The following is an 18,746-nucleotide window of genomic DNA, read 5'->3' as shown; positions in this document are numbered from 1 at the left end:
GACAACCCCGCGTTTTGCAGGGTTTCAGCGACCTCTTTTCTTGCTGTGGTTGTGGCAGCCATGTCAGAAAGGCACCACGTACATAGCAAGGATCGGACGTACCTGTGTGAGTGGGTCGCGTGGACCCCTGACGGGAATGGACCCACCCTCAAAGGCTACGAACTGGCTGTTGCCACTAGGAGCACTGCGGCGGTTGAACAACTCATTGCCAACTTCTAATGTCATCCTGTCCATGATGTTCTGAGGCACAGGGCGGAACGCTCTTGCTGTTGCTAGTTCAAGCATGACAAGAGCGTCATCCCATGCACTTTCAATAAGGTCATCATGGTCTTCTGAGTCAACGCCCATGTAGTTTTTTAGGTCGGTCCATTCCATGTCAGTTACCTACCTCAGAGTGTTACGTCTGCCTTTACGATTGCTGATGGGTTAGAAACACCTACAGCAAGGTATCCGTAAAGGGAGAAGTCTTTGGTTAGGTTAATAACGTTTTCATCGCTTAGGCGAACTGGTGCGCCTGGTTGTTCGAAAACAGTGATTGCGTCAGTACCGGCGATGACACAAGTACCGCTTGCAGCAACGTCATCGATGACAACAGGAAGACCAGCGATAGAACCTGTGACAGTTGCAAGAGACGCAGAACCAACAGTGTTAGAACCGTCACCATTGATAGAGAACAGTGGGCGACCACCAGCGTCTACCAAAGTGAAAAGACGGTCATACACGTCAGCAGAAACAAGAACGAAAGCCGCTGTGCTGTTTCCACCTGTCTTGATTGCTCTACGAGCAGCGAGAATCATGCGTAGCCAGCCCTGTGCGTTGTCATTGGCAAGAGTGGCTGTCTGTCCTGTAGCAGCGGCTAGAGCGGCACGTACAGCACCGTTAGTGGCCTTCGCGTAAGACTGAGCCTGTACCTGTAGAACGGTGTCTAGGTAGGCAACGTCAGAACGCTCAATGGCCTGACGGCTGAGGCTTGAGTATCCACCGTAAGTCTTGACGGAAGCGGTTTGTGTACCAACTTCAACTTCGATGTACGCAAGGTCTGCGCCTTCTGTTGCTTGTAGAGCAACGTCACCAGTGTGACCAACGAATACAGGGTATTCAATGGTGTTACCAGTTGCAGGAAGTGGGCTCTTGTTCCAAAGGTTAAGAACGTCACGATTCTCTTCAACTACCTTGAGTGCTCTGTTGACCCATGTAGTTCCTGAACCTGCATTAGCGTCAGCAGTAGTAGCACCTGTGTAGGCGCGGAACTCTGCCTTTGCTGACTCTTCTCCACTAGCAAGAGCCTTAAGGAATTCTCCACCAGAGCGGAAGTGTGAACCGCTTACTTCTGGCTTGTTGTTTGATCCTAGTACTGCGAATTTACGCTCAAGGTCGCTGAAGCCTTCTCTTAATTCAGCAACTTCCGAAGCGATTGTGTCTGTGTCAGACATAGTTGTTTCCTCCGATTTATTATTAGTTTCAGCACGTACTTCAGCGACGGCTGCATTGCTATAGGCAGGACGTGGAACAACGGATACCTCAAGTAAACGTGCCTTTGTTCTGACTATTACCCCATCAGGGTCAGTTCTGTGTTTGAGTGATTCAAACCCTGCTGAGAAACTCTTGAGTACCTTGTCTTTAAGCAATTGGTAGACTTCTCTACCTTTGTCTGTCTTGCTAATCAAGGCACGGATGAATAGACCATCATCAGTTTCTTCAACCTCTGTGATGGTTCCAATGGGAGTAGCACTTCTGTTGAGTGTCTTATCCGCATTGACGTATTCGTGATTGTAGAAGAGTGGGTCACCGGCTTCTGTGTCCGAGAAAGCCCCACGCTCAAAGCGTTCCTTGTAACTACCAATGTTGACTGTCTGATTAAACGGAACAGCAAGACCGGTAACGACGTATTGGTCTTCTACTTCTTCTGCTGACCTAATTTCAAAGTCGATTGCTCTGTCAGCCATTGTCTTCTGTTGATTCCTCCTGTACCGGCATCCCAGGTGCAGGAGTCGGCTTCATGTTTTTTAGTTCGTCAGGCATTGGTCCCCAACCCTCACTGATACGAATTTCCTCAGTGGTTAGGACACCCATGTTTTTGTACTTCTCATGTACGTCAGCGCGTGTTCTGTCGTCTGCACGTAAGAAGCCCTGTACTTTGAACCGCGCTCTTTGGCCTCTTGGTAGTACGTCAGTAAATGCTTCCTCAATTTCTCTGAGGTAGGCAGTTAGTGTGTACTTCAAGAATGCTGTGTCTACTTGCTCCATGTTTTGATACGTCATGGCATTACCGTTGATTTCAGCAAGTAGGTAATTAGCAGGAATACCAAAGAGTCTTGCGATTTGTGTGATAGTGAATGCTTGGTTCTCTAGGAACTGTGCGTCTGCTGGGGATAGAAGGATGGGGCTGTATGTCATCCCATTTCCTAGTACCGCAACCCCGCGCTTTGCCTGGTTCGCTTCCCAACGCTTGCGATACTCGTCGGCTTGCTCTCCGTCGATGTAATCCTTAGCGGCTAATACACCGGTTGGAATTGAGCCTTCTGTGAACCAGTTGTCTGCGTACTTACGCATTTCTAGAGCGCCGCGTAGTTCAACACGTACCGCTTGGATGGGGCCTAGCCCATAGTCACTACCGAACACCTCCATTAACTTGAGGTGTTTGATTTCCCATGCTTGGAAGGTGACAGGCTTTGTGTAGCCGCTGTAGTGGTAGACCTTCTTACCGTCTTCGTAACCGATGACGATTGAGGAAGGATTAAGAACCTCAATGTTCTGTACTGGTGCGCCTGCGTCGTCTTTGAGCAGTCTCCAATAAGCGTTACCGTTACCGGCAAGGCTCATCACCGTACGCTTGAGGAAGGATGACAATGAAAGGTTTACGTCAGGTCTAGCAACAACGGCAGGAACGTTCTTCAGTTCACTGATACCGCGCCATACACCTAGTTCTAGTTGACTGACTGATGTGCAAAGAATGTCTACCGAACGGTAAACCGCACTCATAGACAGTGCTGTCTCTACAGACACGTCTTGGCTTGCTGGGACTGGTGGCGGTACTACGCCAGGAAGGGGTGAGTCTCCCCCTGCTGATCCCACAGAGCCCTGAGAACGGACGCTGCTGGTGTTCCAGTCTTCTCCGTTGATCCAGTCTAAGGATTTCTTCCAGAAACTTCTTTCGTCATTAGCCATTTTGTTTAATGTAACATAACTATTCTTTATGTCAAACGAATAGTTGAATGTCCTCTCCCTTTTGAATTTCGGCTACATGGACCGACATAACCGTTGCTATGAGAGCATCAATTTCACTTGATGAGTCCGCTCTACTGATACGCCAGGCATCCCCAACGTTCTTTCTTACCCCGCGTGGTACCTGTTGCTTGAGGATGTCCTCATTGCGGGTGTTCAACTGTCCTCTACTGATTAGGCGGTAAGCAGTGATACATGCTTGTGCGAACTCACTTGGAGACAAAATGTAAGCCTTCATACCGCGCTCTTTGAGTGCTTCACCTAATCGTCTGAGGGTGTAACCGTCTACGACGAAGGTGCAGGAACCGTACCTTCTTAATTCTAAGCAGCGCTTTAACAGTTGCTCGTGGGTAGGCTTAACGAAGCACGCAATGATGCTTGTATTTACCTTGTCGCCCTTCTTTTGACTAACACTGATGGTCGCGTACTCCATGTTGGCGCTGGCATCAATGGCATAGACGTAGGGACCACCTAGGTTTCTGTCCACTCCCCCGCCGACACAGCCATGCCACAGGTTCATGGGTAGCCAGGAGTTGACTGACGCCACGAAGCGGTTGAGGACGTAGCGCTGACGGTCAACCTCTGGGTAGTCCCTCGCAAGGGTCTTGATGAGGCTCACAGGGGTACGTCCTGACGCCACAGCGGGGTTGGCTGCTCTGATGGCGTCGTCGTCCTCTAGAGACGAACCCTCCGGGGCCTCCCAGACGAAGCCACCGAACCTTTGTAGGTCAGGGTCATCAGGCTTGAGCAGAGCGTCGTTCAACGTCTCGTAGTGCTTCTTCAACAGTTCTGAGTTGTCATCACCGGCTGTAGTGATGCCAATGATGATGCCGTCTTTCTTGGTCTTAGTGCCTTCCATAGCAGCAGACCACAGTTTGACGGGAGTGATGTGTACCTCGTCGTACAGGCACATGGTGATAGGGAATCCTTGAATCGCCTTATCACTGGCAGGCTTGACGATGTACTTACCGGGACCGTCAACACGGCTAATGCCACTAGTCTTGGTGACCTTGACCTTGCTCTTGAACTGCTTGACGTTATTAAGGGTGAAACCAACCCTGTTGTAAATAACCTTGGCTGTCTCAACGCTGTAGGCCAGGGATACGACTCTTGGTGAGTATTCGTGGAACAACAATCCATACACACCGAAAATGGCACCTAGAACGCTCTTACCGTTTTGTCTACCCATGCTGATGATGACTTGACGGAAACGTAGGCGTCCCCTCAGTTCCTCTACCGGCCAGTCATCGGGGTAACGCTCCAACACATGACGAATGAGCCACTTCTGCCAATCGTCTAAGTGGAACTTGCCTTCAACCTCTTCTTCTTTCCAGTACTTTTCAACAATGCGAATGAGGCGGTCACCATCAGTGACGAAATCCTCAGTACCAGTTAGAGAAGGTGTAAAGCGTGTAGGTGTCCATACGTTCATGAGAAGAGAAGGTCATCGTCCTCTTCTGCAACGTCGTCCTTAGTTGCCTTTGGAGCCTTCAACCGGCCCCATGTAACGCCAAACGTATTGGCTAGAGCGCTTTGAACCGCTCCGTCTTGCTCTAATTGCTTATCGAGGCTCTGAGCAATGGTCTTGAGGTGGATAACCATCGGGTCATCAGCGTCAGTCAACCATGTTGCTGTCTTTAGGAAGCGTTTTACGCTCTTTTCGTAAGGTCCAACCACTTTTCCATCAAAATCCTTTCAAATGTTTGTATTTATTGTAACCCTAAAAGGGTCATTGAGGCGGGGTGTGCAGGTCTTTCTCAAAGGAATGACTTTCGATCCGAATGTTGCGATGTGATCGAAATTAGTTTGAGAGTTGAGGCGGGGTGTGCAGGTCTTTCTCAAAGGAATGACTTTCGATCCGAATGTTGCGATGTGATCGAAATTAGTTTGAGAGTTGAGGCGGGATTACTTCTGGTCAGTGTATGCCGTTTGGGAACCACTTTGTGTCATACCAGTTCTTACGTATCAATACATGATTACTCTTACGGCCATTACATGTACGACAAGCGGTGATGAGGTTCCACTCATCATCAGTACCGCCATTGTCTAGTGCTGTGATGTGATCGACTGTTAGGTCTTTGTCGTATGTGCAACCACCGAAGTTGTATTGACATGTATTACCATCCCTATCCTTAATGGACTGTGCTAGGGCTACCCACTCTTTACCCCGCCTGCTTTGGTTGCTCATGGGGCACCCCTCTTTCTAGAGGTACCCCCCAGTGCTTTCTGTATTAGACGTAGTAGGTGTATTGCTATACGTACCCCCGCCAGTCTCATGACAGTCTCACGATTTGCATACTTGCTCTCTCTAATGTGCAAGCAGCATCCCCGTAGTAGACGAACAGCCTCAATTGATCCCCCGCGTTGAAGCGCGCCATGCGTCTGTAGTCGATGTAACGACGTTGGCTGGCAGGGATGATTGTCCATTTGAAGTGAGGTCCATCCTCTGCGGCAGTGTGGATGCCGATGCCTACAGACGCCCCTGTAGTTCCTTCGTCATCCCTGAGGCGGAAGTCACCAAGGCACATGTACAGTCCCGAAGTTGGCACTGTGTAGAGGTACGTTGTCGCGTCATAGTTGTTGCCAACGTCTGATACCTCATTGTTGAGAGGTAGCACAGCAAACCCATTGTTGGGGAAAGCAGTTGTCGTTACTCTATTGACGTCTACAAAGGTGTTTGCGTAATCACTTCCTGTACCCGCCGGTCCTTGGACACCTTGAGCACCCGTCATACCTGTGACTGAGAGAGTCCATGCTGTGAAGGTGCCCGAACCACCAGCCTCAGTCACGTTGATGGTGATCGAGGTACCTGACAGAGCGGTTACTTGCCCTCTCATGAAGTTGGCAGGTGTTCCCGTGTTAGTAATGAGAACCCATTGACCTACCGTTGCTCCTGTCATTGCGGCAGCAGTGGTGAATGTCTTTGATCCTGTACCAATGGCATTCGATGTTGACGATGTTGATGTGAGTACTGTTCCAGCACTGCCCGTTGACCCGGCAGCACCCTTGGCCCCGGTGAGGCCGATGGTCCAACTACCTAGCGTTCCTGTTCCACTTGTCTCAACAACGTTGATGACCAACGATGTACCTGAGTAGGACGTAACGTTTCCTGCCATGTAGGTAGTGGCATTGGCTGTTGATTGCACTCTTACGTAGTTTCCCGCAGCAAAAGCCAAACCGGATGCTACGGTGAACGTTTTTGAGCCTGTACCGATAGTCACGCTCGATGATGATGTGGCGTTGTAATTGAGCGCAGCGGCTGTGTTAGAACCTACATCGATGACTGTTCCGTCAGGTTGACGGTATTTCAGTACACCGGCATCGGAGTAGACGATCACTCCCCCGGTTGGATTTGTTGTAGGCACTGTGTTGGCATTCTTAAGACCAATGACACCGTTACCGCCTCCAAAGTCAGTTGAGGTACCGACTACTTGGAGGTTCTGTAGGTAAGCCTGTCCACGAACAACTAGGTCACCTGTGCGGTTGATGTTTGTTCTCAATGCTCCTGAGTTGTTCTTGAACTGCAACAGGTCAGCACTTGTTGTGCTGTTGGCTTGAATCACGACACCTGGCAATGAGTCGTCTGTTTGACGTACTTCTAACTTTCCACCCGGTGTGTTGAGCCCTGTACCAATACCCATTTTTCCATCAGACTTGACGGTTACGAGGAAGGCACCGTTGTTTCTCAGTTTGAGTAAGTCACCTGTAGTACCGCCTTCTGTGGCATCGATGACAATTCCTTGTGCTGCTGTGCCTGTTCCCTTGAGGTCGATGCTCAATGCTGCTGCATTAGCGTCACTGGTACCTGATGCTGGCTTGACGTGACTGACCTTGATGGTTCCTGTGTCGATTTCTCTACCGGTGACTTGCATGGATGAGAACTGTTCGTTGATTGATGACACATTAAGGGCACTGATGTTGTCCCCGGCTGTGGCGTTCTGTATTGCAGCGATGGTGTGGTCACCTGATGCTGTACCTGTGTAAACGGCATTGAGTTTGCTTGACCATGTTGTCGCATAGTTTGTTGAGGATGACTTGATGAGGAACTGATTTGTCGTCCCCCCGGCTGCTACGCCTGGCCCTGCTGGACCGGTATCACCTGTGTCACCCTTGGCACCGGCTGTTCCGGTGTCCCCCTTGATGCCCTGGTCACCCTTTGGCCCTTGTGAGCCTGTGTCACCTTTCGGTCCCTGAGCACCTGTAGCGCCTGTGTCTCCCTTAGCGCCTGCTGGCCCCTGCTCGCCTGGTGTGCCTGGAAGCCCCTGTAGGCCGCGCTCACCTGTCAGACCCTGTGGTCCAGTGTCTCCGGTGTCTCCCTTGGGTCCAGTGGCTCCTGTGTTGCCTGTAGGGCCTTGTGGACCAACTGGTCCTGGCTCCCCCTGGTCACCCTTTGGTCCGGGTAGGCCAACACTGTCACCGGGATCACCCTTGAGCCCTTGACGGCCGGTAGGGCTGAGGCTGTAGGTGCTTGAGGCTCCACCTGTTGCATAGTCAATGTCGATGGATAGTGCTGTTCCATCGTTGTCAGTGACTGTTCCTGTCATGTAGCGGTTTGACGCTGCTGTTGATGTTAGACGTACATAGTCACCCACTGAGTAAGCGCTTGGACCTACGAAGAGTGTTCTGACTACCCCTGATCCATTGCCTACGGTGTTTGTTGATGTGACGTTGTATGAGAGAGCGCTTTCGCCCTTTGTTCCCGCCGGACCGGCTGGCCCTGGGATTCCTTGAACGCCTTGTGGCCCTGTTGATGTGATGTTAACTATGGGTCTGTTGTCTTGGAATACTAGTGTGTAGTCGCTCATACTGAGTACCCGCTTCTGACGTTTAATTCACCGAAGAGCAAGCGAGTGGTGTTGAGTAGTGCGTCCTTGATTTCTAGTGTGTATGCGCTCTTGCCTAGAGGCCATGTGACGTTTGATGTAGGTGGAATGTTGAAGGTGATCCATCCGTCAACGCCCGGCGCTCTGGTGGAAGTAAGACGAACCTGTCCGCTTCCTCTTTCCAGAACTGAGAGCACTGCTGTAAATGTTGTGAGGTCTACTGGATTACCTAGGTTGTCTAGGTATTGAACTGCAAGGTTGAAATTGGTCCCTGCGTCGTGTACTAAGTCTTTTCTTTGTGCTGGCATTTCTCTTCCTTAACCCCGGCCCCCTTCGTGGCCTGTCAGGCTTTCTTGTATCGGTGGTTCTTTGCAGCCTGTAGGGCTGCTTCTAATGATTCTTGCTTTCTTAGTTGTTCGAGTTCTATGGCTAACAGCCAACTCTTAATGTCAATAGTAGCAGTTTGCTCTTGTTGCTTAAGCCACTCTCTGCGCTCTTTCTCATTGCGCGCTGCGGCTCCCTGTATGACTTTCTGATTCTTTTCAATGTATTGACGTACAGCGTCTGCTGCACCAGGAAAGCCGCTCATAGAGCGGCCTTCTGCTTCTGTGTCTCACAGTAAGCGTGGAATGCTTCTGTGTCCTTACGCCATGTGTAATTGTTGTACGCTTCCTTAGCCTTGCTGCCTACTACTGCTCCCGCACCGACAATCACCATGCCTAGCGCGTATGCTCCAATCACTACCACGTTGCTTCCTCCTAATGTTCAAAGGTTTCCCTCTTAATGGTTCTATTATGGCACTATCACTTTCTAATGCAAATTATCGTCTGTCTTGTTTGATTTGTTTGATGAGCATCCATGCAAACACTAGGTTCATGAACACCGCCAGGAAGACCAATACTTCAATCATGCTGCCTCCCCAACAAAGAAACTATTCATGGGTCTTTTCTCAAGGGCCACCATGCTGCTACCGTTGGACCACCACGGTTTTGTTGTTTCGTCATCCCATCGTGCCCACCCCAACAATTGAACTTCTCTGCCGACGCGGATTAAGCCGGTTTCAGAGTGTTGTTCGTAGGGGATGAAGGGCTGAACGACGATGTAACCCTGATCCTTCTTACGTAGTGGGATGGGCGATACTTCTTTGTTCGCCCGGCGGACCTCAATGTCCATGCCTTGCCACTGTATGTCTGGTCTACCTTTTAACTTGCTGTACTCACTGCGTGGAACGAAATCAATCCATACGTCTCTGTCATTGTAGGGGGCACCTAACCATTTAAGTACCGCCATTTCTGCCAGTACCCCTAGCCTGTTGGCCTGTTCTGTTGAGAGGTTGAATGCTTGCTGTCTGTACTCTGCGATGTGATGCCCGTTCTTGTTTTCTTCTGTTCTCTTGGTTCCGATGAGTGCTGCTAATGCTAGTTCTTCCTTGTTCATTGAAATTATCATGGTAACGCTCCGTAATAAATTTCAAGGGTCCACCGCCAAGCATCCCCTTGATGAGTTCATTATGAAGCATCACTTGTTAAAAAGCATAATTTTTACCAGCGAACGAAACCAGTCCATGTTGTTTCGTGATTGTGGGTCCGGTCTGTGAGGCGCTGGCACTGTGTGCAGAAGTGCTCTTCGATGTGTCTGTCTATCAACATGTGTGATCCTCTCTAATAGAAAAAGGACCAGGTGGCTAGCCTGGCCCTTGATCGGCGGTGTAATACGGAGCAATGACTGATACTTTCTTTGCTACGACTTAGTGTATACCCTTTCTTCTTCTATCACAAACAACCGCCTTCGTTACGTTGGTATTGCTGTACGCCACACAGGGCACCGTTTAATAAACTTTGGGAAGGAGGGTGCCAACCTTTTTAGTTGAGCCTCTGAGCGGCCTTCTAGGGCCTCTGGTGGCATGTTCTGCTTCATGTCCTCTACCTCTCTCCACAGCAAGTAGTCCTCTTCACTCTTGAACGTCATCCACTCTCCATGAGTTACGTACTCTCGGACGGTGTATGACCCTCCCCCATGACCTACGCACATGCTGCCTCCCTTAGTCTGGTAACTCTTGCAACCTTTCTCTTAGACCCGCATCGGGGTGTACCGCTTCTGATACCTCTCCAATTGTTCTAACCTTCTCATTAATGAGCAACTGTCCTGTCTTCAGTTCCCAATACCGTTCTTCCCACAGTTCCGAACGTTCCCGCTCCTCTTTCAACTGCTGTCTAAGGTCTTTCATGTCCTCTCTTAGTTCATCCCTTAGTTCTGATGCTAGGTCTGTCTTTGCTTTCTTCTTACCTAACCAGTGTTCGATTATTTTAAGTCCTACCCCGCCGAACACCGTACCTAGTACTGCTAATACTGCTGGCTCCACTCTCATTTACACCCCCTATAACCGTCTACTTAGTATTCTAAGCGACTATTCCAGGAAGGTATTTAGGCACAGTTGTCCATTAATTCTTACACCAACCACTATTGCAACCTATTATTCAATACACCCCAACTAGGGTTGCGAAGCAACCAATTTGATGAAGTGAGAGTGTGTGTGAGAAGAGAGTGAGAGAGAATTTAAGAGAGAGTAAGAGGTAATGTTTTAAGAGAGTAAGAGAGAGTATTTGATTTTAGGCATAATTCAATCCCCCCCCAGCGTGCCTAGAGAGGATACATAGAAAGAAACCGCGAAAAACGCGGGATCAAAACCATGTATCAGTATCCTCTCGTAACTGAGTAGACCAATGCCGCTGTAAGTGCCTCGTTATCACACGCGCTTACACTCTGGTGCCAACACTTTGGTGTGTTGATTCTTCTAATGTTGTTCAAGTTAGTGCATGGGATTTATTGATGTGACCCGTCTAACTACTGGCTGGCTGATCAGTACGTCATTGTCTGTCAGTAACGTTCAAGTCCGTGTTAGAAGAAGGGTAAGAAGACCACTTAAATGAGTGAGACATTGGCATCACTCAAGTCTGGACTTGAACCCACCCTGTTGTTGACCGGTTCAGGGGCCGGAATACTTCAACACCGTTTGTCATCCATTGGGCTAGGGTCACATTATTTCAGTGAAACAGTGGTCTTGCTATGACACTAAGTATACGAGCACCGATTTTAGGTGTCAACTAATTAGGCATGAAAAACCCCCACGGTCCCTAGCCCAAAAGTTACCCGTGGGGGCTGGTACTAAGTATAGCACCAAACTTGCGAAATCCTCCCCGGCTATGCTTTCCCACGAACCGGGGGGACTTCTAATGTTAATGATACCCGTAGTATTATTATGTGTACATCACACTTAAGGAGTTATTATGTTATCCACAAGAGAAGAATCATACTTCCACTACACACACGCATTAGAGAACACAGACCTCACACCTACACAAAGAATGCTAGGTGTGGCCCTTGCAAGACGCTTCTACATCACCGGAAACAATGCACCCAGCATCGAAGAACTAGGTAATGCAGTAGGAGTGAAGAACCTAGCCGTTCATAGGGCAAAAAGTGTCCTAGAGGCTCAAGGTTGGATCACTGTCACCAGACGGGGGCTCACTCTAACTAACGAATACACATGCCACATTCCAAATAACTAACACACGCGGCTAAATCCGGCAGTCAATACCTTGTGTTAGGATCGGTACGATCCACAGGAGGAAAACACACGATCCAGGCGCTCGGAGTCGTGCGCGTTCATCTGGCACCCGTAGGTGCGGACGGCGTACGTGCGCTCGGCAGGCTGAAGCAGGACCACCCGTCGAGGATAGGTCGCTGTGAGCAGCACCCCGACGCCTCCGACCGAGGCGGTCGCCGACGCCCCCGCCCTGCACGGCCCGGTGATGATGGAGCAGGCCTGGCGGGACGCCGCCTTCCTCCACTGGGCGGTGCCGCCGGAGCGCGTCGCGCACCTCATGCCACCGGGCGTGCGCCCCGACACCCACCCGTCCTCGCCCGGCGCGACCTACGTGGCGCTCGTGCCGTTCCGCATGGTCGGCGCCGGCCTCGGGCCGCGGGAGGTCGGGCCCGCGGTGCCGTGGGCGGGCACGTTCCTCGAGACCAACGTGCGCCTGTACTCGGTCGACGACACCGGCCGCCGCGGCATCGTCTTCGTCACCCTGGAGTGCTCGCGGCTGGTGGTGGTCGCCGGCGCGCGGGCGGCGTTCGGACTGCCCTACCGGTGGTCGTCCATGGCGTTCGGGCGCAGGACCGACGGCGGCGAGCAGCGCGTCGCCTACGCGCTGCGGGGCCGGGGACGCCGCTCGGGGGTGCACCAGCGGCTCGAGCTGTCGCTCGGCCCGCAGCTCTCCCCCTCCGACGCCCACGACGACGACGGGCTCCCGCGCTTCCTGACCGCTCGCTGGGGCCTGCACCAGCGGCACGTCGGCCGCACCTGGTACGTCCCCAACGAGCACGGCGCGTGGCCGCTGCGCACGGCGTCCGTGGAGGCCTTCGAGGACTCGCTCCTGGCCGACCTGGGTCTCGCCGACCTCGCCGGGCGCGAGCCGGACTCCGTGCTCTTCTCCTCCGGCGTGGTGACGCGCTTCGGGCTGCCCGGGTCGGCGCGGACGCCGCGTCGCTGACCCGGGCAGGTCACGGCTCGGTCACGCGGTGGTCTAGATCCTGCTGTGCGTGGTCCTCGACCGCCTCGCCGTGTGGACGGAGCGGCGGCTCTCGCGGTCGCGCAGGACGGCGGAGCGCGTCGCGCCCGCCGAGGAGGCCGTCACGAGGGTCTGACGAAGGCGCGGCGTGCGAGGTCGACCTCCTCGCGCGCCGCGCAGCCCGGTGCGTGGTCGTTGACCAGGCCCATCGCCTGGTGGAACGCGTAGGCGGTGGTGGGCCCGACGAACCGCCAGCCGCGCTTCTTGAGGTCCTTGCTCATCGCCGTCGACTCGGGTGACGTGGCGCGCACCTCGAAGGAACGCCCTCCGCCATCCGACGGCTCCCAGCTCCAGACGTAGGCGGCGATGCTGCCGTGCTCGGCCACCAGCTCCCGGGCCCGCGCCGCGTTGTTGACCGCCGCCTCGATCTTCCCGCGGTGCCTCACGATGCCGGCGTCACCGAGGAGCCGCTGGACGTCCTGCTCGTCGAACTCGGCGACCACCTCGTGGTCGAAGCCCGCGAAGGCGGCGCGGAACGCCTCGCGCTTGCGCAGGATGGTCAGCCAGCTCAGACCGGACTGGAAGCCCTCCAGGCAGACCTTCTCGAAGAGGCGCCGGTCGTCGCGGACCGGGAAGCCCCACTCGGTGTCGTGGTACGCCGCGTAGTCCGGCGTGGAGGCGCCCCACGAGCAACGGGGCACCCCGTCGGCGCCGACGACCACGTCCACCGCTCAGTCCTCCTGCTCGAGCTGCTCCGACTCCGAGCGCACGGCCTCGCGCACCACCCTCATCACCAGGCCCTGCGGGTACCCCTTGCGGGCCAGCATCCCGGCGAGGCGCCGGGTCTGGACCTCGGGGGCCAGCGAGCTCATCGACCGCAGCCGCCGCTCGACGAGCCCCCGCGCCGAGGCCTCCTCGGCCTCGTCGTCGACCTGCTCCAGCGCTGCTGCCGCGGTGGCGTCGTCGACGCCCTTGGCGCGCAGCTCGTGCGCGAGGCCTCGCCGGCCCAGGCCCCGGGTGAGGCGCTGGGACCTGACGAGGACCTCGGCGTACGCGGCGTCGTCGACGAGGCCCACCTCGGTGAACCTGTCGAGCACCTGCCCGGCGGCCTCCTCCGGGACGCCCTTCTCGGCCAGCTTCTGCTCCAGCTGCGCCCGGCTCCGGGGAGCAGCGGTGAGCTGGCGGAGCACCACGTCCCGGGCGACGGCGACGGGATCGCCGCCGCCGCCCTGACGCGTGCTCAGAAGTCGACCTTGGCCTCGGCCGGCAGCTCGACGGTGTCGGTCACCGCGGCCTGGCCGATGCCGAGCTTCTCCTTGATCTTGCGCTCGATCTCGTCACCGAGGTCGGGGTTGTCGCGCAGGAAGGTGCGGGCGTTCTCCTTGCCCTGCCCGAGCTGGTCGCCCTCGTAGGTGTACCAGGCGCCGGACTTGCGGATGAAGCCGTGCTCCACGCCCATGTCGATGAGGCCGCCCTCGCGGGAGATGCCCACGCCGTAGAGGATGTCGAACTCGGCCTGCTTGAAGGGCGGGCTGACCTTGTTCTTGACGACCTTGACGCGGGTGCGGTTGCCGACGGGCTCGTTGCCGTCCTTCAGCGTCTCGATGCGGCGCACGTCGAGGCGGACGGAGGCGTAGAACTTCAGCGCCTTCCCACCCGTCGTGGTCTCGGGCGAGCCGAACATCACGCCGATCTTCTCGCGCAGCTGGTTGATGAAGATGGCCGTGGTGCCCGCGCTGTTCAGCGCACCGGTCATCTTGCGCAGCGCCTGCGACATGAGGCGTGCCTGGAGGCCGACGTGGCTGTCGCCCATCTCGCCCTCGATCTCGGCGCGGGGCACGAGGGCCGCCACGGAGTCGATGACGAGGATGTCGAGGGCCCCGGAGCGCACGAGCATGTCGGCGATCTCGAGGGCCTGCTCACCGGTGTCGGGCTGGGAGACCAGCAGGGCGTCGGTGTCGACGCCGAGCTTCTTGGCGTACTCCGGGTCGAGCGCGTGCTCGGCGTCGATGAACGCGGCGATGCCGCCGGCCTTCTGGGCGTTGGCGACCGCGTGCAGGGCGACGGTGGTCTTACCGCTGGACTCCGGGCCGTAGATCTCCACCACGCGGCCGCGGGGCAGGCCCCCGATGCCGAGCGCGACGTCGAGCGCCGTCGACCCGGTGGGGATGAACTTCATCGGCTCGCGGACCTCGTCGCCGAGGCGCATCACGGTGTTCTTGCCGAACTGCTTGTCGATCTGCGCGAGCGCGAACTCGAGCGACTTCGACTTGTCGTTGGTCTTGGTGGCGGGTGCGGCCACGAGGATCACCCCTGTCGACGGGCACCCGGACCGGCCGGGCGCTGCTGCGGTGCGTTCGGGGACGACGCTAGGCGCCACCACCGACAGTCCGTCGCCGCGAGGCCGCGCCCTGTGGACGGACGGCCCTCCGCTGCGATCACAGGGCCCACCCTACTCCCGCGGACCGAACGGGCGTTCGACATCGACGCGCTCACGGCAGGCCGCGCAGCAGCGCCGTGGTCCACGCCACCCCGTCGTGGAGGTCGGCGGCGGCGACGTGCTCGTCCACGCCGTGGATCGACGCCCGCTGCGCCCGGCTCATGCGCAGCGGGGTGAACCGGTAGACGCGCTCGCTCACCGCGGTGAACGCCCGGGAGTCGGTGGCCGCCATGACGACGTAGGGCGAGCTCACCGCGTCCGGGTAGACCTCGGCCGTGCACCGCTCGAGCAGCGCGAAGGCCTCGTCGTCGTCCTGGCCCGTCGAGAAGGGCGAGGTGGGGCTGGGCTCGCCGGGCTCGACGACCTCCACGTCCACGCCGCAGCCCGCCACGACCCGGCGCACCCTCTCCACCACCGCACCGACGGAGTCCCCGCTCATGATGCGGGCGTTGACGCCGACCCAGGCCTCGTCGGGGACGGCGTTGACGGCGTCGGAGCCGCGCATCGCGGTGAAGGCGAGGGTGGTGCGGACCATGGCGGCGCTCTCCGGCCCGGCGAGGACGAGCAGGCGGCCCACCGCCACCGGGAACCGGGCCGCCAGGGCGCCCAGCGGCTGCGGCAGCACCCGGCGGAGCAGCTCCCGCGTCGCCGCGGGCAGCTCGACGGGCCCGAGCACCGCGCGCCGCTCGGCGCGCTCCAGCGCGACCACCGCCCGGGCCAGCCGCGCCACCGGGCCACCGCGGGCGGGCGTCGAGGCGTGCCCGCCCCGCCCGCGGGCCACGAGCCGCAGCACCGTGCTGCCCTTCTCGGTCACCCCCACCACGGCCAGCGGTGCCCTCACGCCCGGCAGCGCTCCCCCGGCGACGGCGCCTCCCTCGTCGAGCACCGCCCACGGGCGGACGCCGCGCTCGCGCAGCACCTCGACGGCGGCGACCGCCGAGGCGCCACCGGTCTCCTCGTCGGACCCGGAGGAGAGCCACACGTCGCGCGCAGGCACGAAGCCCTCGGCCAGGAGGGCCTCGACCGCGGCGAGCACCACGACCAGCGGGCCCTTGTCGTCGAGGGTGCCTCGGCCCCAGACGGACTCACCCTCGGCCGACGGTGCGAGCACCCCGGCGAAGGGCGGGTGCGTCCAGGCCCCCTCCGCCCCGGCGGGCACGACGTCCTGGTGGGCCATGAGCACGAGCGGCGCCGCCTGGCCCGCGGCGCCCCCGGCTCCAGACCAGTGCAGCAGCAGCGCCCACGGCGCCCCGGGCACCGCCACCCGCTCCAGCTGCGCGAACACGCGCGGGAAGCTCGTGGCCAGCGACTCGTGCAGCGCCGCGAAGGCGGCCCGCTCCCCCGCCGTCGTCCTGGCGCGCACCGCCTCCTGGAGCGCGTGGACCGGGTCGACGACGGCGCCGCTCACGCCCGCATCCTGGCCCGGTAGGCGGCGACGGCGGCGCGGTTGCCGCACGAGCCGTCGCAGAAGCGGCGGGAGCGGTTCTTGGACAGGTCGACGAAGACGTCGGAGCAGTCCTCGCCGGCGCAGCGCTGCAGCCGGCCGAGCTCGCCGCGGCGCACCACCTCGACCATCGCCATGCCGGCCTCCACGGCCATGCGGCGGTCCAGCGGGGCGTCGTCGGGCGTGGCGTGCAGGTGCCAGTCCCAGCCGTCGTGGCGGACCAGCTGGGGCAGGGCGCGCCCCTCGGACAGCAGGGTGTTGACGAGGTCGACGAAGCGCTCCTCCTCCCCGGCCAGGGCGAGGTCCCACAGCGCGAGCAGCCGCGGGCGCAGCGACCTGACGGCCTCGAGCTCGGCGAGGTCGTGGTCGCGCCGGCCGCTCCAGCGGTGCTCCTCGCAGAAGGCGTCCAGCGCCGCGACGTCGGGCAGGCCCTCCTCGCCGGAGACGGGGCCGAGCGTGTTGACCATGGCGACGAGCGCGGTGAGCTCGCGCTCGGTGTCATGAGCGAAAAGCATCTTGACTCCTTTCACGGCGCACCACTAGCGTCGGCCCCGGCGTCACAAGCGTAGAGGGGTTTGACTCATGACAGCAGCACCGGTGGCCGCCGTCCCGGCATCGTCCACCCTGCCGGCCCAGAGCGGGCTGCTCTTCGCTCTCGCCTCCGCCGCCGCGTTCGGCACGTCCGGCATCTTCGCCAACGCGCTGCTCGCCGCCGGGTGGACGCCCGGCTCCGCGGTCATCGTGCGCATGCTCGGCGCGTCCCTGGTCCTCGCACCCCTCGCCCTCGCCCAGCTCCGCGGCCGCTGGCACCTGCTGCGGAGGGCCCGCTGGCGGGCCCTCCCCTTCGGCGTCTTCGGCATGGCCGGCTGCCAGCTGGGGTTCTTCGCCGCCGTCGAGACGGTGCCGGTCTCGACGGCCCTGCTCATCGAGTACTCCGGCGTCCTGCTGGTGGTCGCCTGGGCCTGGGCGTTCGGCGGCCAGCGCCCCCGCCTGCGCACCGCCCTCGGCGGCCTGGGCGCCCTCGCCGGCCTCTCCCTGGTGCTCGGCGTGGGCGGCGACGGCTTCACCGGAGGCAGCGGCCTGGTGTGGGCGGGCGTCGCCGGTGTCTGCCTGGCCGTGTACTTCGTGCTCGCCGCGCACGACGGGGGCGGCGTCCCCGCCCTCGCCCTCTCCTGGGTGGGCATGCTCGTCGGCGCAGCGCTGCTGGGCGCCGCCGCGCTCGTCGGGCTGCTGCCGATGGGGTTCAGCACGGCTGACGCCACCCTCGCCGGCTCGGCCGTCCCGTGGTGGTCGGTGGTGCTCGGCATGGTGGCCATCGCCACCGCGTTCGCCTACAGCACCGGCATCGCCGCCGCGCGGCGGCTGTCCGCGGCACCGGCGTCGTTCGTGGCACTCACCGAGGTGCTCTTCGCCGCCGCGTGGGCGTGGGTGCTCCTGGGCCAGCACCTGAGCACCGTCCAGCTGGTCGGAGGGGCGGTGGTGCTCGCGGGCGTCGTCGTCGTCCGCAGCGACCGCCGAGCCGGAGCCTCGGCGGCGTCAGCAGCGGGCTGAGGCGTCCAGCGGTCCCCGCGCCGCCAGCGCGGCCCGCAGCGTGCTGACCGGCACCGCGTAGGCGTCCTCACCCGTGGTCGCACCCGCGTAGACGACGCCGACCACCGACCCGCTGCCGTCCACCACCGCCGACCCCGAGCTGCCCGGCGCCACCGGCGCCTCCAGCTGCAGCACCGCGGCCGCCGCGGCCTGCAGCGGGTCCTCGGCGGGACCGGTCACCGTGCCGGTGGCCCGGGCGAGCGCCTCGCCGTGCGGGTACCCGACCACCGTGACGGCCTCGCCGCCGCTGGGGTCGGCGCCCGCCAGCGGCACGCTGGCCGGCAGCTCCTCGCGGGTCCTCACCACGGCGAGGTCGGCCACGGTGGCCGTCACCGACCCGGTCACCGCCAGCTGGTGCCCGTCCCACGTGTCCACCTGCAGCTGCTCCGCGCCCGCCACCACGTGGGCGTTGGTGACCAGGGTGTGCGCGTCCACGGCGAACCCCGAGCCCGTCCTCACGCTCGTGCAGCCGACCGTCCGCACGCGCACCGACGCGCGCACCGCGGTCCGCAGCACGTCAGCGGCCTCGGCGCTCGCGACGGCGCCGGCCGCTGCCCCCGCCGGGTCGGCCGCCACCGCGTCCACCGGCGGCAGCGGCGGCACCGCCCCGCACGCCGCCGTCCCCAGCACACCGAGCAGGACGACGACGGCCC

The 18,746-nt window shown here is 59.1% G+C and carries 16 protein-coding genes and 1 pseudogene; 2 read left to right on the top strand and 15 right to left on the bottom strand.

The window, feature by feature from the left end; translation table 11 throughout:
- Positions 1-389: 389 nt before the first annotated feature.
- The 9 genes from FHN55_RS17040 to FHN55_RS16995 form a co-directional block, all read right to left on the bottom strand.
- Positions 390-1,946: an HK97 family phage prohead protease gene (locus tag FHN55_RS17040; RefSeq protein ID WP_139713529.1), complete on the bottom strand. Its 1,557-nt coding sequence runs from the start codon at positions 1,944-1,946 to the stop codon at positions 390-392.
- On the bottom strand, positions 1,939-3,006 hold the full coding sequence (locus tag FHN55_RS17035) for a phage portal protein (protein WP_180357912.1): 1,068 nt from the start codon (positions 3,004-3,006) through the stop codon (positions 1,939-1,941). The genes FHN55_RS17040 and FHN55_RS17035 overlap by 8 nt, the downstream gene beginning before the upstream one ends.
- Positions 3,007-3,199: 193 nt before the next feature.
- Positions 3,200-4,657: a terminase large subunit domain-containing protein gene (locus FHN55_RS17030; RefSeq protein ID WP_139713527.1), complete on the bottom strand. Its 1,458-nt coding sequence runs from the start codon at positions 4,655-4,657 to the stop codon at positions 3,200-3,202.
- Complete coding sequence (locus FHN55_RS17025) at positions 4,654-4,902, bottom strand: hypothetical protein (RefSeq protein ID WP_139713526.1); 249 nt, start codon at positions 4,900-4,902, stop codon at positions 4,654-4,656. Before FHN55_RS17025 ends, FHN55_RS17030 begins: the two co-directional genes overlap by 4 nt.
- A 238-nt stretch (positions 4,903-5,140) precedes the next feature.
- Positions 5,141-5,413, bottom strand: coding sequence for an HNH endonuclease (locus FHN55_RS24315; protein ID WP_139713525.1), 273 nt, complete (start codon positions 5,411-5,413; stop codon positions 5,141-5,143).
- A gap of 85 nt (positions 5,414-5,498) precedes the next feature.
- Positions 5,499-7,769 carry a hypothetical protein gene (locus FHN55_RS17015; RefSeq protein ID WP_180357911.1) on the bottom strand — a complete coding sequence of 757 codons (2,271 nt, stop codon included), beginning with the start codon at positions 7,767-7,769 and terminating at the stop codon, positions 5,499-5,501.
- A 622-nt stretch (positions 7,770-8,391) separates the two neighbouring features.
- Complete coding sequence (locus FHN55_RS17005) at positions 8,392-8,637, bottom strand: hypothetical protein (protein WP_139713524.1); 246 nt, start codon at positions 8,635-8,637, stop codon at positions 8,392-8,394.
- Between the two features lie 317 nt (positions 8,638-8,954).
- Positions 8,955-9,485 (bottom strand): hypothetical protein, encoded by a 531-nt coding sequence (locus tag FHN55_RS17000; RefSeq protein WP_139713523.1) that lies wholly within the window; start codon positions 9,483-9,485, stop codon positions 8,955-8,957.
- A gap of 604 nt (positions 9,486-10,089) precedes the next feature.
- Positions 10,090-10,416, bottom strand: a complete 327-nt coding sequence (locus FHN55_RS16995) for a hypothetical protein (protein ID WP_139713522.1) — start codon at positions 10,414-10,416, stop codon at positions 10,090-10,092.
- 1,378 nt (positions 10,417-11,794) lie between these two features.
- Between FHN55_RS16995 and FHN55_RS16990 the strand changes: the two genes are divergently transcribed.
- Positions 11,795-12,601 (top strand): YqjF family protein, encoded by an 807-nt coding sequence (locus FHN55_RS16990; RefSeq protein ID WP_257571091.1) that lies wholly within the window; start codon positions 11,795-11,797, stop codon positions 12,599-12,601.
- A gap of 140 nt (positions 12,602-12,741) precedes the next feature.
- Here FHN55_RS16990 and FHN55_RS16985 read toward each other — a convergent pair whose 3' ends face one another.
- The 5 genes and pseudogenes from FHN55_RS16985 to FHN55_RS16965 all read right to left on the bottom strand — a co-directional run bounded on the left by FHN55_RS16985 (position 12,742) and on the right by FHN55_RS16965 (position 17,018).
- The gene (locus FHN55_RS16985; RefSeq protein ID WP_139713521.1) at positions 12,742-13,347 is read right to left on the bottom strand and encodes a DNA-3-methyladenine glycosylase I; all 606 of its coding nucleotides are present in this window, start codon (positions 13,345-13,347) and stop codon (positions 12,742-12,744) included.
- A 3-nt stretch (positions 13,348-13,350) separates the two neighbouring features.
- Positions 13,351-13,812, bottom strand: a complete 462-nt coding sequence (locus tag FHN55_RS16980; RefSeq protein ID WP_218974766.1) for a regulatory protein RecX — start codon at positions 13,810-13,812, stop codon at positions 13,351-13,353.
- 90 nt (positions 13,813-13,902) lie between these two features.
- Positions 13,903-14,921 (bottom strand): annotated as a pseudogene (gene recA, locus FHN55_RS16975) (recombinase RecA); the annotation flags it as partial.
- Positions 14,922-15,111: 190 nt separating this feature from the next.
- A complete protein-coding gene (locus FHN55_RS16970; RefSeq protein ID WP_139713518.1) occupies positions 15,112-16,467 on the bottom strand; it encodes a M20/M25/M40 family metallo-hydrolase in 1,356 nt (451 codons plus the stop codon).
- Positions 16,464-17,018, bottom strand: a complete 555-nt coding sequence (locus tag FHN55_RS16965) for a CGNR zinc finger domain-containing protein (RefSeq protein ID WP_139713517.1) — start codon at positions 17,016-17,018, stop codon at positions 16,464-16,466. Before FHN55_RS16965 ends, FHN55_RS16970 begins: the two co-directional genes overlap by 4 nt.
- A gap of 67 nt (positions 17,019-17,085) precedes the next feature.
- On the opposite strand from FHN55_RS16965, the gene FHN55_RS16960 reads away from it, so the two are divergent.
- Positions 17,086-18,054, top strand: coding sequence for an EamA family transporter (locus FHN55_RS16960; RefSeq protein ID WP_139713516.1), 969 nt, complete (start codon positions 17,086-17,088; stop codon positions 18,052-18,054).
- Here FHN55_RS16960 and FHN55_RS16955 read toward each other — a convergent pair.
- Positions 18,040-18,723: a serine protease gene (locus tag FHN55_RS16955; protein ID WP_218974765.1), complete on the bottom strand. Its 684-nt coding sequence runs from the start codon at positions 18,721-18,723 to the stop codon at positions 18,040-18,042. The genes FHN55_RS16960 and FHN55_RS16955 overlap by 15 nt on opposite strands.
- Positions 18,724-18,746: the final 23 nt, after the last annotated feature.

The organism is Streptomyces sp. NP160 (genome assembly GCF_006335115.1).
GTDB lineage: Bacteria > Actinomycetota > Actinomycetes > Actinomycetales > Quadrisphaeraceae > Quadrisphaera.
Note: the sequence above shows the minus strand (reverse complement) of the source record. Positions and strands in the feature narration are given on the sequence as shown.

What these genes read in the sequence shown, in the direction of transcription:
- FHN55_RS17040 (WP_139713529.1), bottom strand. Translation starts at nt 1,946, where the DNA reads ATGGCTGACAGAGCAATCGACTTTGAAATTAGGTCAGCAGAAGAAGTA.
- FHN55_RS17030 (WP_139713527.1), bottom strand. Translation starts at nt 4,657, where the DNA reads ATGAACGTATGGACACCTACACGCTTTACACCTTCTCTAACTGGTACT.
- FHN55_RS24315 (WP_139713525.1), bottom strand. Translation starts at nt 5,413, where the DNA reads ATGAGCAACCAAAGCAGGCGGGGTAAAGAGTGGGTAGCCCTAGCACAG.
- FHN55_RS17015 (WP_180357911.1), bottom strand. Translation starts at nt 7,769, where the DNA reads ATGACAGGAACAGTCACTGACAACGATGGAACAGCACTATCCATCGAC.
- FHN55_RS17005 (WP_139713524.1), bottom strand. Translation starts at nt 8,637, where the DNA reads ATGAGCGGCTTTCCTGGTGCAGCAGACGCTGTACGTCAATACATTGAA.
- FHN55_RS17000 (WP_139713523.1), bottom strand. Translation starts at nt 9,485, where the DNA reads ATGAACAAGGAAGAACTAGCATTAGCAGCACTCATCGGAACCAAGAGA.
- FHN55_RS16995 (WP_139713522.1), bottom strand. Translation starts at nt 10,416, where the DNA reads ATGAGAGTGGAGCCAGCAGTATTAGCAGTACTAGGTACGGTGTTCGGC.
- FHN55_RS16965 (WP_139713517.1), bottom strand. Translation starts at nt 17,018, where the DNA reads ATGCTTTTCGCTCATGACACCGAGCGCGAGCTCACCGCGCTCGTCGCC.
- FHN55_RS16960 (WP_139713516.1), top strand. Translation starts at nt 17,086, where the DNA reads ATGACAGCAGCACCGGTGGCCGCCGTCCCGGCATCGTCCACCCTGCCG.